At 71.7% G+C, this 14,287-nt stretch carries 10 protein-coding genes; 8 read left to right on the plus strand and 2 right to left on the minus strand.

Translation table 11 applies throughout. The annotated features are described in order from the left end of the window. Positions 1-92 precede the first annotated feature (92 nt). Complete coding sequence (locus ACXET9_RS04610) at positions 93-1,826, minus strand: bifunctional 3'-5' exonuclease/DNA polymerase (protein WP_457885861.1); 1,734 nt, start codon at positions 1,824-1,826, stop codon at positions 93-95. 56 nt (positions 1,827-1,882) lie between these two features. Then, complete coding sequence (locus ACXET9_RS04615) at positions 1,883-2,539, minus strand: MBL fold metallo-hydrolase (RefSeq protein WP_457885258.1); 657 nt, start codon at positions 2,537-2,539, stop codon at positions 1,883-1,885. A 445-nt stretch (positions 2,540-2,984) separates the two neighbouring features. On the opposite strand from ACXET9_RS04615, the gene uvrA reads away from it, so the two are divergent. From uvrA to tpiA, 8 genes are all read left to right on the plus strand, one after another. Next, the gene (uvrA, locus tag ACXET9_RS04620; protein WP_457885260.1) at positions 2,985-5,864 is read left to right on the plus strand and encodes an excinuclease ABC subunit UvrA; all 2,880 of its coding nucleotides are present in this window, start codon (positions 2,985-2,987) and stop codon (positions 5,862-5,864) included. A gap of 23 nt (positions 5,865-5,887) precedes the next feature. Next, entirely contained in the window at positions 5,888-7,852 is a 1,965-nt protein-coding gene (gene uvrC / locus ACXET9_RS04625) for an excinuclease ABC subunit UvrC (protein ID WP_457885262.1), read from the plus strand. Beyond that, entirely contained in the window at positions 7,849-8,745 is an 897-nt protein-coding gene (gene rapZ, locus ACXET9_RS04630) for an RNase adapter RapZ (protein WP_457885263.1), read from the plus strand. Before uvrC ends, rapZ begins: the two co-directional genes overlap by 4 nt. Further along, positions 8,742-9,881 (plus strand): gluconeogenesis factor YvcK family protein, encoded by a 1,140-nt coding sequence (locus tag ACXET9_RS04635; protein WP_457885265.1) that lies wholly within the window; start codon positions 8,742-8,744, stop codon positions 9,879-9,881. Before rapZ ends, ACXET9_RS04635 begins: the two co-directional genes overlap by 4 nt. Further along, positions 9,865-10,833 (plus strand): DNA-binding protein WhiA, encoded by a 969-nt coding sequence (gene whiA / locus ACXET9_RS04640; RefSeq protein ID WP_457885267.1) that lies wholly within the window; start codon positions 9,865-9,867, stop codon positions 10,831-10,833. Before ACXET9_RS04635 ends, whiA begins: the two co-directional genes overlap by 17 nt. 273 nt (positions 10,834-11,106) lie before the next feature. Next, on the plus strand, positions 11,107-12,111 hold the full coding sequence (gene gap / locus ACXET9_RS04645) for a type I glyceraldehyde-3-phosphate dehydrogenase (protein ID WP_457885268.1): 1,005 nt from the start codon (positions 11,107-11,109) through the stop codon (positions 12,109-12,111). A gap of 150 nt (positions 12,112-12,261) precedes the next feature. Further along, positions 12,262-13,464, plus strand: a complete 1,203-nt coding sequence (locus tag ACXET9_RS04650; protein ID WP_457885270.1) for a phosphoglycerate kinase — start codon at positions 12,262-12,264, stop codon at positions 13,462-13,464. Then, positions 13,461-14,237 carry a triose-phosphate isomerase gene (tpiA, locus tag ACXET9_RS04655; protein ID WP_457885272.1) on the plus strand — a complete coding sequence of 259 codons (777 nt, stop codon included), beginning with the start codon at positions 13,461-13,463 and terminating at the stop codon, positions 14,235-14,237. Before ACXET9_RS04650 ends, tpiA begins: the two co-directional genes overlap by 4 nt. The last annotated feature ends 50 nt before the right edge of the window (positions 14,238-14,287 follow it).

The following is a 14,287-nucleotide window of genomic DNA, read 5'->3' on the forward strand; positions in this document are numbered from 1 at the left end:
CTTGCGAAGAGCCTAGGTCAAGAGTTGAGGGTCGAGAGTCGAGGGTCGGGGGGCTGGGGGCAGGGGAGCAGAGAGGCAGAGGCGTCGGAGCGTCACTTCTCCGCGGAGCGCTCGCCGATCACCAGATCCAACGGGAACTCCACCGCACTGCCCGGGAACAGCAGCCGCCCCGCCGCCTCCGCCGCCGCCCGCACCGCGTCCGCCGCCGCCTCCGCCTGCTCCGCCGGCGCATGCACGATCACCTCGTCGTGCAGGAAGAACGCCAGATGCGCTCGCCGCGAGAACACCGGACCCGAGGGCACCGCCGCCCGCTCCGCCGGCACCGGCGCGAACCCCGCAAGCCGCAGCCGCAGCCCCGCCATCCACGACAGCGCCCACTCCGCCGCCGTCCCCTGCACCACGAAATTCCGCGTGAACCGCCCCCGGTCCCGCGCGATCCGCCGTGCTCGGTCCTGCTCCCGCGGATCGGCATCGCTCCCGTACGCCGACGCCTGCAGCGCCCGCCACTCAGGCTCCGGCTCCGGAGACGAGCGCCCCAGCCACGTCGAGACCGTGCCGCCGCGCTCGCCGACCCCCGCCGCCCCGTCCACCAGCGCCATCGCCGCCGGGAAGCTCTGCCGCAGACGCGGCACCACCCGGCCGCTGTCCCCGGTGGTCCCGCCGTACAGGGCGCCCAGCACCCCCACCTTCGCCTCCTGCCGGGTCGCGACGATCCCCGCCTCCACGATCCCCGAATACAGGTCCTTCCCGGCGCCCGCACGGATCATCGCCGCATCGTCGGCCATCGCCGCCAGCACCCGCGGCTCCAGCTGCGAGACATCCGCGCTGACCAGCAGCCACCCCGGATCCGCGCGCAGCGCCGGACGCAGCTGCCGCGGGATCTGCAGCGCCCCGCCGCCGCTGGACGCCCACCGCCCCGTCACCACCCCGCCCGGCACATACACCGGCCGATACCGACCCTCGTGGACCCACTCGTCGATCCACGTCCACCCGTTCGCCGTCAGCAGCCGCGAGAGCTTCTTGTACCGCAGCAGCGGCTCGATCGCCGGATGCTCATGCTCCATCAGCTCCCACTGCGAGGTCGAGGCGACATCGATCCCCGCCCGACGCAGCGCCCGCAGCACCCGCGGCGGAGAATCCAGCACCAGCAGCGGATCCCCGAGCGCCGAGCGCACCTCCGCCGCCGCCTCCACCATCCGCACCGGCGCCTGACCCGACGACGGCCGCGGACCCAGCTGCGAGGCGAGGATCCGATCATGCTCCGGCACATCCCACGGGATCCCCGCCGCATGCATCTCCGAGGCCACCAGCGCCCCCGCCGACTCCGCCGCCACCAGCAGCCGCAGCGCGCTCGGCGCCGACGACCCCGCGATCGCCGCGAGCTGCCGACGCAGCTCCGCCAGCGCCTCCTCGACCCCATGGGGCACATCCCCGGGGCGCGCCGTCCCGCCGTCGAGCTCGAACAGCGCCGCCTCCGCCGGACGCCCCTCCGCCAGATGCTCCAGCGGCACCTCCCACTGCACCGCCCCCTGCATCGCCCCCTTCTCCACCGCGCTCGCATGGCGCAGGATCATGTGCACCAGCCGCAGATCATGACAGCGCTCGAGCGTCACCCCCGCCGCCAGCAGCCGCGGATACCAGGCCGCCGCATCGCTCCACACCCACCGCGGCGCCCCCGTCGCCCCGCCCGCGCGCTCCCGCAGCGCGACCTCCGCCGGCAGCTCCTCCGCCGTGACCGCGACCCGCCCCCTCTCCGTCCCGTCAGCGGCGAGATCGACCAGAGCCGTCCGACCGTCGTCGGCCCGGCCCAGGACGCACCAGTGCACCGCCCCCGAGCCGGACCCCGACGACTGCCCCGGGACTCCCGACGGCTCCCGCAGGCTCACCAGCCGCGCTCGCGCCACGCGCCCAGCGCAGGACGCTCCGCCCCCAGCGTCGTCGCATCCCCATGCCCCGGATGCACCTCCGTCGCATCCGGCAGCCGCGAGAACACCCGCTCCTCCACATCCGCCAGCAACCGCGCGAACCGCACCGGATCCCGATCCGTCTTCCCCACGCCTCCGGGGAACAGCGAGTCACCGGTGAACAGCAGGGGAGCGACATCCACCGCCGCAGCGCCCTCCAGCGCCGCGCCCGACCGATCCGCCTCCCACAGCAGCGCCACCGACCCCGGCGTATGCCCCCGCAGCGCGATCACCTCCAGACGCTGCACACCCAGCACGATCACATCCCCCTGCCCCAGCAGACGATCCGTCGCCACCGCGATCTCCGGCGCATCCTCCGCCCCCGCCGCCGTCGACGCCCCCGTCGCCGCGACCACCTCCGCCAGCGCCCCCACATGATCGTGATGCGCATGCGTCGTCACCACCGTGCCCAGACGCCCCGACCCCTCGCGCACCAGCGCCAGCAGCCGCTCCGGCTCCGCCGCCGCATCCACCAGCAGCTGCTCGCCCGTCGCTGTGCACGTCAGCAGATACGCATCGTTGTCCATCGGCCCCACCGACGCCTTGCGCACCGTCAGACCCGGACGCTCGATCACCGCAGACTCCCCATGCGCAGCGACATGCCACGCCGGCGCCGACGACGCCCCAGCATCCGCAGACCCGGAGACAGCAGCGACAGGAGAACCGGAGGAGGCAGGAACGCCAGGGGAGCCGGCCGAAGGAGACAGAGGAGACAGAGGAGACAGGGGAGCGGACGGGCGATGCTCGGTCATGCACCCAGTATCCCGCCCTGCCCGCCGCCCCTCGCCGCAGCCGCCGATGGTCCACCGCCCCCTCGGAACCGTCGGTCGAGTCTGCACCGTCGGCCGCGCATGCGCTCGCCGACGCCGCATTCGCTCGCCGGGGCGCAGGCCGCGCTCGCCGGGACGAGCGGCCGCCCCCGGCGCCCGGAGGCCCGGGGGAGCAGCACGCCGGGGGAGTGAGGAACGACCTTCTGCGAACGTCTGTTCGAACAGGGGGTGGCGTGCCTAGGATGGGCCGGTGACTGAAACGCTGGTGGTCCGCGGAGCGCGGGAGCACAACCTCAAGAACGTCGACATCGAGATCCCCCGCAACAGGCTGGTGGTGTTCTCCGGCCTGTCGGGCTCGGGGAAGAGCTCCCTGGCCTTCGACACGATCTTCGCCGAGGGGCAGCGGCGCTACGTGGAGTCTCTCTCCGCGTACGCCCGGCAGTTCCTCGGGCAGATGGACAAGCCCGCCGTCGACCTCATCGAGGGCCTCTCCCCGGCGGTGTCGATCGACCAGAAGTCCACGAACCGCAATCCGCGCTCGACCGTCGGCACCATCACCGAGGTCTACGACTACCTCCGTCTGCTGTTCTCGCGCACCGGCGTGCAGCACTGCCCCGTGTGCGGCGAGCAGGTGAGCGCGTCCTCGGCCGAGCAGATCGTCGACGAGCTCCTCGACGAGGAGCGGCATCCTGCCGGGACCCGCTTCCAGCTGCTCGCCCCCGTCGTCCAGGGCCGCAAGGGCGAGCACGCCGACCTGCTGAGCTCGCTGCGCTCCCAGGGGTACGCGCGCGCCCGCGTCGACGGTGCGGTGCGGCGCCTCGACGAGGAGATCGTCCTCGACAAGAAGTTCAAGCACACGATCGAGGTCGTCGTCGACCGTCTCGCCGCCAAGCCCGACTCCCGGCGCCGCCTCACCGACTCCGTCGAGACCGCCCTGCGCCTGGCCGAGGGCATCCTCGTCGTCGACTTCGTGGACCGCGAGGAGGACGATCCCGAGCGCAGCCGCCGCTTCTCCGAGAAGCGCGCCTGCCCCAACGGCCACCCCATCGCGATCGACGACATCGAGCCGCGGACCTTCTCCTTCAACGCCCCCTACGGCGCCTGCCCCGAGTGCACCGGCATCGGCATGCGCCTCGAGGTCGACCCCGAGCTCGTGATCCCCGACGAGGACCTCACCCTCGCCGAGGGCGCCATCGCCCCCTGGACCATGGGCTCCTCCGACCATCATCAGGAGATCATGACCGCCCTCGCCGAGGAGCTGTCCTTCTCGATGGACGTCCCGTGGCGGGCGCTGCCCGAACGGGCGCGCGAGGCGCTGCTGCACGGCAAGGACCACAAGGTCCACGTGAAGTACCGCAACCGCTTCGGTCGCGAGCGCACCTACTCCACGGGCTTCGAGGGCGTCATGGGCTTCCTCGACCGCCGCCATTCGGACACCGAGTCCGACTGGGCGAAGGAGCGCTACGAGCAGTTCATGCGCGAGGTCCCCTGCCCGGCCTGCAAGGGCGCGCGCCTGCGCCCCGAGGTGCTCGCGGTGACCGTCGGCGGACGCTCGATCGCCGAGGTCTGCGACATGTCCATCCGCGACGCCCTCGCCTACGCCCAGGACCTGCGGCTCGGCGTGCGCGATGCCGCCATCGCCGACGAGGTCCTGCGCGAGATCCGCGCGCGCCTCGGCTTCCTGCTCGACGTGGGGCTCGACTACCTCTCCCTCGCCCGCGCCGCCGGGACCCTCTCCGGCGGCGAGGCCCAGCGCATCCGCCTGGCCACGCAGATCGGCTCCGGTCTCGTGGGCGTCCTCTACGTGCTCGACGAGCCGTCGATCGGCCTGCACCAGCGCGACAACGAGCGGCTCATCGCGACGCTCACGCGGCTGCGGGACCTCGGCAACACCCTCATCGTCGTCGAGCACGACGAGGACACCCTCAACGCCGCCGACTGGATCGTCGACATCGGCCCCCTCGCCGGCGAGCACGGCGGGCATGTCGTGCACTCGGGCTCCGTCGAGGAGCTCAAGCGCAACCCCGAGAGCCTCACCGGGCGCTACCTCAGCGGCGAGCTCGCCATCCCCGTCCCGCCCGTGCGCCGACCGATCGACCGCGACCGGATGCTGAAGGTCGTCGGCCCCCGCGCCAACAACCTCCAGGGCATGGACGTCAGCATCCCGCTCGGCGTGCTCACCGCGGTCACCGGCGTCTCCGGCTCCGGGAAGTCGACCCTCGTCAACGACATCCTGTACGCGGTGCTCGCCAAGGAGCTCAACCGCGCCCGCATCGTGCCCGGCCGCCACAAGCGCGTCACCGGTCTCGAGCACCTCGACAAGGTCGTGCACGTGGACCAGTCGCCCATCGGCCGCACCCCGCGCTCGAACCCCGCGACCTACACGGGCGTGTGGGACCGCGTGCGCACCCTGTTCGCGCAGACCACGGAGGCGAAGGTGCGCGGCTACACCGCGGGCCGCTTCTCCTTCAACGTCAAGGGCGGGCGCTGCGAGGCATGCTCGGGCGACGGCACGATCAAGATCGAGATGAACTTCCTGCCGGACGTCTACGTCCAGTGCGAGGTCTGCCACGGCAACCGGTACAACCGGGAGACCCTCGAGGTCCACTTCAAGGGCAAGAACGTCGCCGAGGTGCTCCACATGCCGATCGAGGAGGCGCTCGAGTTCTTCGACGCCGTCCCCGCGATCCGCCGCCAGCTGCAGACCCTCGTCGACGTCGGCCTCGGGTACGTGCGCCTCGGGCAGAGCGCCACCACGCTCTCCGGCGGCGAGGCCCAGCGGGTCAAGCTCGCCTCCGAGCTGCACAAGCGCTCCAACGGCCGCACGATCTACGTGCTCGACGAGCCGACGACGGGGCTCCACTTCGCCGATGTGCACAAGCTCCTCGAGGTCCTCGGCGGACTCGTCGACAAGGGCAACACCGTCGTCGTCATCGAGCACAACCTCGACGTCATCAAGAGCGCCGACCACCTCATCGACATGGGTCCGGAGGGCGGCGACGGCGGAGGCCGCGTCGTCGCCTCCGGCACCCCGGAGAAGGTCGCCGAGGTCGACGGCTCCTACACCGCCCGCTTCCTCAAGCCCCTGCTGGCCAGCGGGCGCGGCGGGGCCGCGGCGACGGCCGGCTGAGCCCGGCAGGAGGCACGAGCAGCATGGCCGATCCGGCGACCTACCGTCCGGCCCCGGGGACCATCCCCACCTCCCCGGGGGTGTACCGGTTCCGGGACGATCACGACCGCGTCATCTACGTGGGCAAGGCGAAGAACCTGCGCCAGCGGCTGTCCAACTACTTCCAGGACCTCAGCGCCCTGCACGAGCGCACCCGGCGGATGGTCACCACCGCCGTCCGCGTCGAATGGACGGTCGTGGGCACGGAGGTCGAGGCCCTCACCCTCGAGTACACCTGGATCAAGGAGTACGACCCGCGCTTCAACGTCAAGTTCCGCGACGACAAGTCCTATCCCTATCTGGTGCTGACGATGGGGGAGAAGGTGCCGCGGGTGCACATCACCCGCCGGCCCCGTGCCAAGGGCGACAAGGTCTTCGGCCCGTATCCGCAGGTCGGCGCCATTCGCGAGACCCTCGACCTGATGCTGCGGGTGTTCCCCGTGCGCAGCTGCTCCGCCGGGGTGTACCGGCGCGCCGAGCGCTCCGGCCGCCCCTGCCTGCTGGGCTTCATCGGCAAGTGCTCCGCCCCCTGCGTCGGGGACATCTCGGAGGACGAGCACCGCCGTCTCGCCGAGCAGTTCGCCGACTTCATGGCCGGCAACACCGCCACCTATACGCGCGACATCGAGCGCCGGATGAAGGCCGCGGCGGTGGCCATGGACTACGAGGCCGCCGCGGCGCTGCGCGACGACCTGCGCGCCCTCGAGAAGGTCATGGAGAAGAACTCCGTCGTCCTCTCCGATGCCACCGACGCCGATCTCGTCGCCCTCGCGCAGGACGAGCTCGAGGCCTCCGTGCAGGTCTTCCACGTGCGCGGCGGCCGCATCCGCGGCCAGCGCGGCTGGACCGCCGAGATCCTCGACGAATCCCGCCCCGAGGACCTCGTCGAACGGGCACTGACCACGCTGTACACCGAGGGCGCCGCGCCCCGCGAGGTGCTGGTCCCGGTCCTTCCGAGCAACCTCGACCAGGTGCGCGAGCTGATCGGGCACCCGGTCGACCTGCGGGTTCCGCAGCGCGGCGAGAAGAAGGACCTGCTCGCGACCGTCACCGCCAACGCCGAGGAGGCGCTGCGCCTGCACCGGCTCAAGCGCACCGGCGACCTGACCGCCCGCACCAAGGCGCTCGAGGACCTCGGAGAGGCCCTCGACCTCGCCGAGCCGCCCCTGCGCATCGAGTGCTACGACGTCTCCCACTCCCAGGGGACCAATGTGGTCGCCTCCCAGGTCGTCTTCGAGGACGGGCTGCCGAAGAAGAGCGAGTATCGGCGCTATTCGGTCACCGGCGAGGCCGCCCGCGACGACACCGCCTCGATGCACGACGTCATCACCCGCCGGCTGAAGCACCATCTGAATCCGCCGGAGAAGACCGAGGAGGAGGCCCGCCGCTTCGCCTACCCGCCCTCGCTGATCCTCGTCGACGGCGGCCCGCCGCAGGTGGCGGCGGCCCAGCGCGCCTTCGACGAGCTCGGTGTGACGGACATCGCGCTCGCGGGCATCGCCAAGCGTCTCGAGGAGATCTGGCTGCCGGGCGAGGACTATCCCGTGATCCTCCCGCGCACGAGCGAGGCGCTGTTCCTCGTCCAGCGACTGCGCGACGAGGCCCACCGCTTCGCGATCAGCTACCACCGCTCCAAGCGCGGGCGCGCGATGCACGCGAGCGCGCTGGACGGCATCCCGGGGCTCGGGCCGGCCCGTCGGCGGGCACTGCTGGACCGCTTCGTGACGGTCTCCGCCGTGCGCGCCGCGAGCGTCGAGGAGCTCCAGGAGGTCGCGGGGATCGGGCCCGCGCTCGCGACGCATATCCAGGTCGCGCTACGATCCGAGGACGGGACGTCGACCGACGCCGAGGCTCTCGACGTCGTGGTGGACATGGCGACGGGGGAGATCCTCGAGCGGGAGGAGGCGACCCGCGACACCGACCCCGCGCCGGAAGGAGAGCGACCGTGACAGCTCAGGAGTCCACGGGCCCCCGCACGGAGACGACCGGAGAGGTCGTCATCATCACCGGACTGGCAGGAGCCGGCCGTGAGACCGCAGCCCATGCCCTCGAGGACATGGGCTGGTACGTCGTCTACAACATCGCGCCGCAGCTGATCCCGACGCTGTACGAGCTGCAGGCCACCGCCCAGGGCCGCGACAACCGCTTCGCCGTGGTCGTCGACCCCCGCTCGGGGCCGTTCTTCTCATCGCTGTCCGACGTCGTCGCGCAGATGCGCGGCATGGACCTGCGCCTGCGCCTGGTGTTCCTCACGGCCGACGAGGCCACGCTCGTGCGCCGCTTCGACTCGGTGCGGCGCCCGCATCCGCTGCAGGGCGACGAGGGCGTGCTCGAGGGCATGCGCCGCGAGCGCGAGATGCTCGCGCCCTACCGTCGGATGGCGGATCTCGTCATCGACACCTCGCCGCTGAACGTCCACCAGCTGACGATGAAGATGCGCACCGTCTTCGGGACGAGCGCGGAGCAGCGGCTGACCGTGACCGTGCTCTCCTTCGGCTTCAAGTACGGCATCCCGCTGGAGGCCGATCACGTCTCCGACGTGCGCTTCATCCCCAACCCGTACTGGATCCCCGAGCTCAAGCCCAAGCGCGGCACCGACCCCGAGGTCGCGGACTTCGTGCTGGGCGACGCCAACGCCGCCGAGTTCGTCGACCGCTACCTGGAGATGATCCGGCCCGTGCTGCGCGGCTACAGCGCCGAGAACAAGCACTTCACGACCCTCGCGATCGGCTGCACCGGCGGCAAGCACCGGTCCGTGGCGATCACCGAGCGGATCAGCGAGGATCTGCGACGGGCCGGCCACGCGGTCCGGATCCGCCACCGCGACCTGGGGCGCGAATGAGCATCGTCCCTCGCTCCGGAGGCCGTCGGCCCACCGGCCCCGTCCGCTTCTCCCGCACGCGACGCTCCCGGCGGCGGTCCGGGCCCGGGCCCCTGCGCGTGGTCGCGCTCGGCGGCGGCCACGGCCTCGCCGCGACGCTGCGGGCGCTGCGCCTGCTGACCGACGACATCACGGCCGTGGTCACCGTGGCCGACAACGGCGGATCCTCCGGGCGCATCCGCACGGAGATGCCGGTGCTGCCCCCGGGCGATCTCCGCATGGCCCTCGCAGCGCTCTGCGAGGACTCCGAATGGGGGTCCATGTGGGGCGATGTCATCCAGCACCGCTTCGACACCAGCGGCGAGCTGGCCGGGCACGCGCTGGGGAACCTGATGATCGTCTCGCTCTGGCAGATCCTCGAGGATCCGATCGAGGGCCTCGACCGGATGGGGGAGCTGCTGGGCGCGCGCGGACGCGTGCTGCCGATGGCCCTCGATCCGCTCGACATCGAGGCCGATGTGCTCGGCCCCGACGGCGTGACCCGCCCCGTCCGCGGCCAATGGCAGGTCGCGACGGCCGACGGGCGCATCGACCGGGTCCGCCTGGACCCGCCGCGCCCGCGCGTCGCCCAGGATGTGCTGGATGCGATCGACGGCGCCGACTGGATCATCCTCGGCCCGGGCTCCTGGTACACCTCGGTGCTGCCGCACCTGATGGTCCCCGAGATCGCCGAGGCGATCCGCACCAGCCCCGCCCGTCGCTGCATCACCACGAACCTCTCGGTGGGGCACCAGGAGGCCGAGGGCATGACCAGCCTCGACCTGCTCGAGGTCCTGCTCGACCGCGCTCCCGGCACCCGCTTCGACGCGCTCGTCGCTGACCCCACCGCCCTCGACGACGCCCTCGCCCTCGCCGACGCGGCCGAGGAGAAGGGCATCCGCACCCTGCTGCGGCAGGTCAGCGTCGGCGACGGCACCGCCACCCATGATCCCGTGCGGCTCGCCGCCGCCTACCGCGACGTGTTCGACGACGTCTACGCCGACGTCGAGGTGTACGCCGACGCCGATGCCGACGCTGAGCCTGAGCCCGCGACGATGCACGACCTGCCTGCCGACCGCCCGACCCCCGAGGAGGACCCCGATGGCGCTGACCGGTGACGCCAAGGAGGAGCTGAGCCATCTGGAGGTGACCCGGCCCTCGGCCCGCAAGGCCGAGGCCGCGGCCATGCTCCGCTTCGCAGGAGGACTGCACCTGGTCGCCGGCCAGGTCGTCGTGGAGGCTGAGCTCGATTCCGCCGCCGTCGCCCGGCGTCTGCACCAGACGCTCGCGGAGATGTACGGGCATCGGGCGGAGCTGGCGGTGCTCGCCCCCTCCGGGATCCGCCGCACCACCCGCTACGTCGTCCGCGTGGAACGGGAGGGCGGGATGCTCGCCCGCCAGACCGGCCTGCTGGACGCCCGCGGGCGTCCGGTGCGCGGCATGCCCCCGGCGGTCGTCGGCGGAGCCTCGGTCGACGCCGAGGCGGCGTGGCGCGGGGCGTTCCTCGCCCGCGGCAGCCTCACCGAGCCCGGGCGCTCCTCCGCCCTCGAGCTGTCCTGCCCCGGCCCCGAGGTCGCGCTGGCGATGGTCGGCGCGGCCCGCCGGCTGGGCGTCGCCTCGAAGGCCCGCGAGGCCCGCGGCGCCGACCGGGTGGTGCTGCGGGACGGCGACGCGATCGCTGCGCTGCTGACCCGCATGGGCGCGCACCAGACGGTCCTCGCCTGGGAGGAGCGCCGCACCCGGCGCGAGGTGCGCGCGACCGCGCACCGGCTCGCGAACTTCGACGACGCGAACCTGCGCCGCTCGGCCCGGGCCGCGGTCGCCGCGGGTCAGCGCGTGCAGCGAGCCCTCGAGATCCTCGGCGATGACGTCCCCGAGCATCTGCGCGCCGCCGGGGACCTCCGTCTCGCGCACCGGCAGGCGAGCCTGGAGGAGCTGGGCCGCCTCGCGGACCCGCCGATGACCAAGGACGCGGTGGCCGGTCGCATCCGGCGCCTGCTCGCCATGGCCGACAAGCGCGCCGAGGAGCTCGGGATCCCGAGCACCGAGGAGGCCGCGGGGGAGGACTGATCGGGTGCCGGACCGGCGCCGTGCCCGGGCCGCTCCGCTGGATCGGCGGGCGATCGACCGTGTGACCTGCGTCGTCGTCGATCGCGGGGTACTGGTCCCGGGATGCGTCCGCGGATGCCGCGTTCAAGGACCGAATACCTGCGTCACCGGGCTCACACCATTGATAAGATCATCGCGGTCGTCGGTCAACGCCGGCACCGTCCGAGCGTACAAGGGCGTGCGCGCCACCCCCTGTCCACACTTCGCAGATGGTCTGTGAAACTAGGAGGAACCGTGACCATTAAGGTCGGCATCAACGGATTCGGTCGAATCGGGCGCAACTTCCTGCGCGCCGCTCTGGCTCAGAACGCTGACATCGAGATCGTCGGCGTGAACGACCTGACCGACAACGCGACTCTGGCGAACCTCATCAAGTACGACTCCATCGGCGGGGTGCTGCCCCTCGAGGTCTCGCACGACGAGAACACCATCACGGTCGGCGACAAGGTCATCAAGGCGTACGCCGAGCGCGACCCGAAGAACATCCCGTGGGGCGAGATCGGCGCTGACGTCGTCATCGAGTCCACCGGCATCTTCACCGACGCCGAGAAGGCCAAGGCCCACATCGAGGCCGGCGCCAAGAAGGTCATCATCTCCGCTCCGGCGAAGAACGAGGACGCGACCTTCGTGATCGGTGTCAACGAGGGCGACTACGACCCCGCGAACCACCACATCATCTCCAACGCCTCCTGCACCACCAACAGCCTCGCGCCGGTGGCGAAGGTGCTGAACGACGAGTTCGGCATCGTCAAGGGCCTGATGACCACCATCCACGCCTACACCTCGGACCAGGTGCTCCAGGACGGCCCCCACAAGGACCCGCGCCGTGCACGCGCCGCCGCCCTGAACATCGTCCCCACCACCACCGGTGCGGCCAAGGCCGTGGCGCTGGTGCTCCCGGAGCTGAAGGGCAAGCTCGACGGCTACTCGCTGCGCGTGCCGGTCCCCACGGGCTCCATCACCGACCTCACCTTCGAGGCCTCCCGCGAGGTCACGATCGAGGAGATCAACGCTGCGGTGAAGAAGGCCGCCGAGGGCCCGCTCAAGGGCGTTCTGCGCTACACCGAGGACCCGATCGTCTCGAAGGACATCGAGGGCGACCCGCACTCGTCGATCTTCGACTCGCAGCTGACCAAGGTCAACGGCAACCTGGTGAAGATCTTCGCCTGGTACGACAACGAGTGGGGCTTCTCCAACCGCCTCGTCGAGCTCTCGCAGCTCGTCGGCAAGTCCCTCTGATCCGTTCGTCGTCGTCCTGACGACCCGGAGCATCCCGGAGCCCGCCGGCCACCGCCCCGAGGGGCAGGCGGCCGGCGGGCTCCGCTCGTCCCCGGTCCCCGCGCGCGGTCGCACCGCGGCCGCGACGGGCCCTGACCTGAAGGAACCACCGTGCTGAAGACCATCGAGTCCCTCGGCGACCTGCGCGGCAAGCGCGTGGTCGTCCGAGCCGATCTCAACGTGCCGCTGGACGGCACCACCATCACCGACGACGGCCGCATCCGCGCGGCCCTGCCGACCCTGACCCGTCTGGTCGAGGCCGGCGCGAAGGTCGTCGTGATCTCCCACCTGGGTCGTCCGAAGGGCGCCCCGGAGGCCAAGTACTCCCTCCAGCCCGTCGTCGCCCGCCTGGGCGAGCTGCTGGGCCAGGAGGTCGCCTTCGCGACCGACACCGTCGGCGACTCCGCCCGCGAGACCGTCGCCTCCCTCGAGGAGGGCCGCGTGGCGCTCCTGGAGAACCTCCGCTTCAACCCGGGCGAGACCGCGAAGGATGAGGCCGAGCGCCTCGTCTTCGCGCAGGCCCTCGCGGAGCTCGGCGACGCCTTCGTCTCCGACGGATTCGGCGTCGTCCACCGCAAGCAGGCCTCGGTCTACGAGCTCGCGACCCTGCTGCCCTCGGCGGCCGGCCAGCTGGTCCTCGGCGAGGTCGAGTCCCTGCGCAAGGTCACCGATGAGCCGGCGCGTCCCTTCGTCGTCGTCCTCGGCGGCGCCAAGGTCGCGGACAAGCTCGCGGTGATCGACAACCTGCTGGGCAAGGCCGACCGCATCCTCATCGGCGGCGGCATGGCCTACACCTTCCAGAAGGCTCGGGGCTTCGAGGTCGGCAACTCCCTGCTGGACGAGGAGAAGCTCGACATCGTGCGCGAGTACATCGAGCGCGCGGAGGCGCAGGGCGTCGAGCTCGTGCTCCCGGTGGACACCACGATCGCTCCCGACTTCGGGCCCGACGTGCCGTCCTCGGTGGTCGCCGCCGACGCCATGCCGGCCGACCAGGAGGGCCTGGACATCGGCCCCGCGACCGCGGAGCTGTTCGCCGCGAAGATCGCCGATGCGGCGACCGTGTTCTGGAACGGCCCCATGGGCGTGTTCGAGTTCGAGAAGTTCGCGTCCGGCACCAAGGCCGTGGCGCAGGCCCTTGCGGATGCGCCGGGCTACACCGTGGTCGGCGGCGGAGACTCCGCCGCGGCCGTCCGCCTCCTCGGCTTCGACGAGGGAGCGTTCTCGCACATCTCCACCGGCGGCGGTGCGAGCCTCGAGCTGATCGAGGGCAAGGAGCTGCCGGGCATCGCGATCCTCGAGGAGGGCACCAAGTGAGCACCCGAATTCCGCTGATGGCGGGCAACTGGAAGATGAACCTCGACTGGAAGCAGGGCCTGGCCCTCGTCGAGGAGCTCGGCGACCTGCTCAAGGACGTCGACACCGACGCCGTCGAGGCGGCCATCCTGCCGCCCTTCGTCGACATCCGCACCGTGCAGACCGCGGTCGACGCCGGCAAGCTCCCGATCGCCTACGGCGGCCAGGACATCTCCGAGCACGAGTCCGGCGCCTACACCGGCGAGACCTCCGGCTCGATGCTGAAGGCCCTCGGCGCCACCTACGCCGCGGTCGGCCACTCGGAGCGCCGTCAGTACCACGGCGAGACCGAGGCGATCACCAACGCCAAGGTCAAGGCCGCCTTCGCCGCCGGGCTCGTCCCGATCCTGTGCGTCGGCGAGCCGCTCGAGGAGCGCAAGGCCGCCAAGCAGGTCGAGTACTCTCTCGCGCAGGTCGAGGGCGGTCTCGAGGGCCTGAGCGCCGAGCAGGTCGCGCAGACCGTCATCGCCTATGAGCCCGTCTGGGCCATCGGCACCGGCGAGGTCGCCACCCCAGACGATGCGCAGGAGGTCTGCGCGGCGATCCGCGAGTGGGTCCGCGGCAAGCACGGGGACCAGGCGGCCGACGCCGTCCGCGTCCTCTACGGCGGTTCCGTGAAGTCCTCCAACGTGGCCGAGCTGATGCAGCGTCCCGACGTCGACGGCGCGCTCGTCGGCGGCGCCTCGCTGAAGGCCGATGAGTTCGCGAAGATCGTGGGCTTCCAGAAGGCCTGATCCTGAAGGCCGGATCCTGAAGGCCTGATCCTGAAGGACTGATCGCTCCG

The sequence above is a fragment of the Brachybacterium netajii (SeqCode) genome (genome assembly GCF_054114245.1).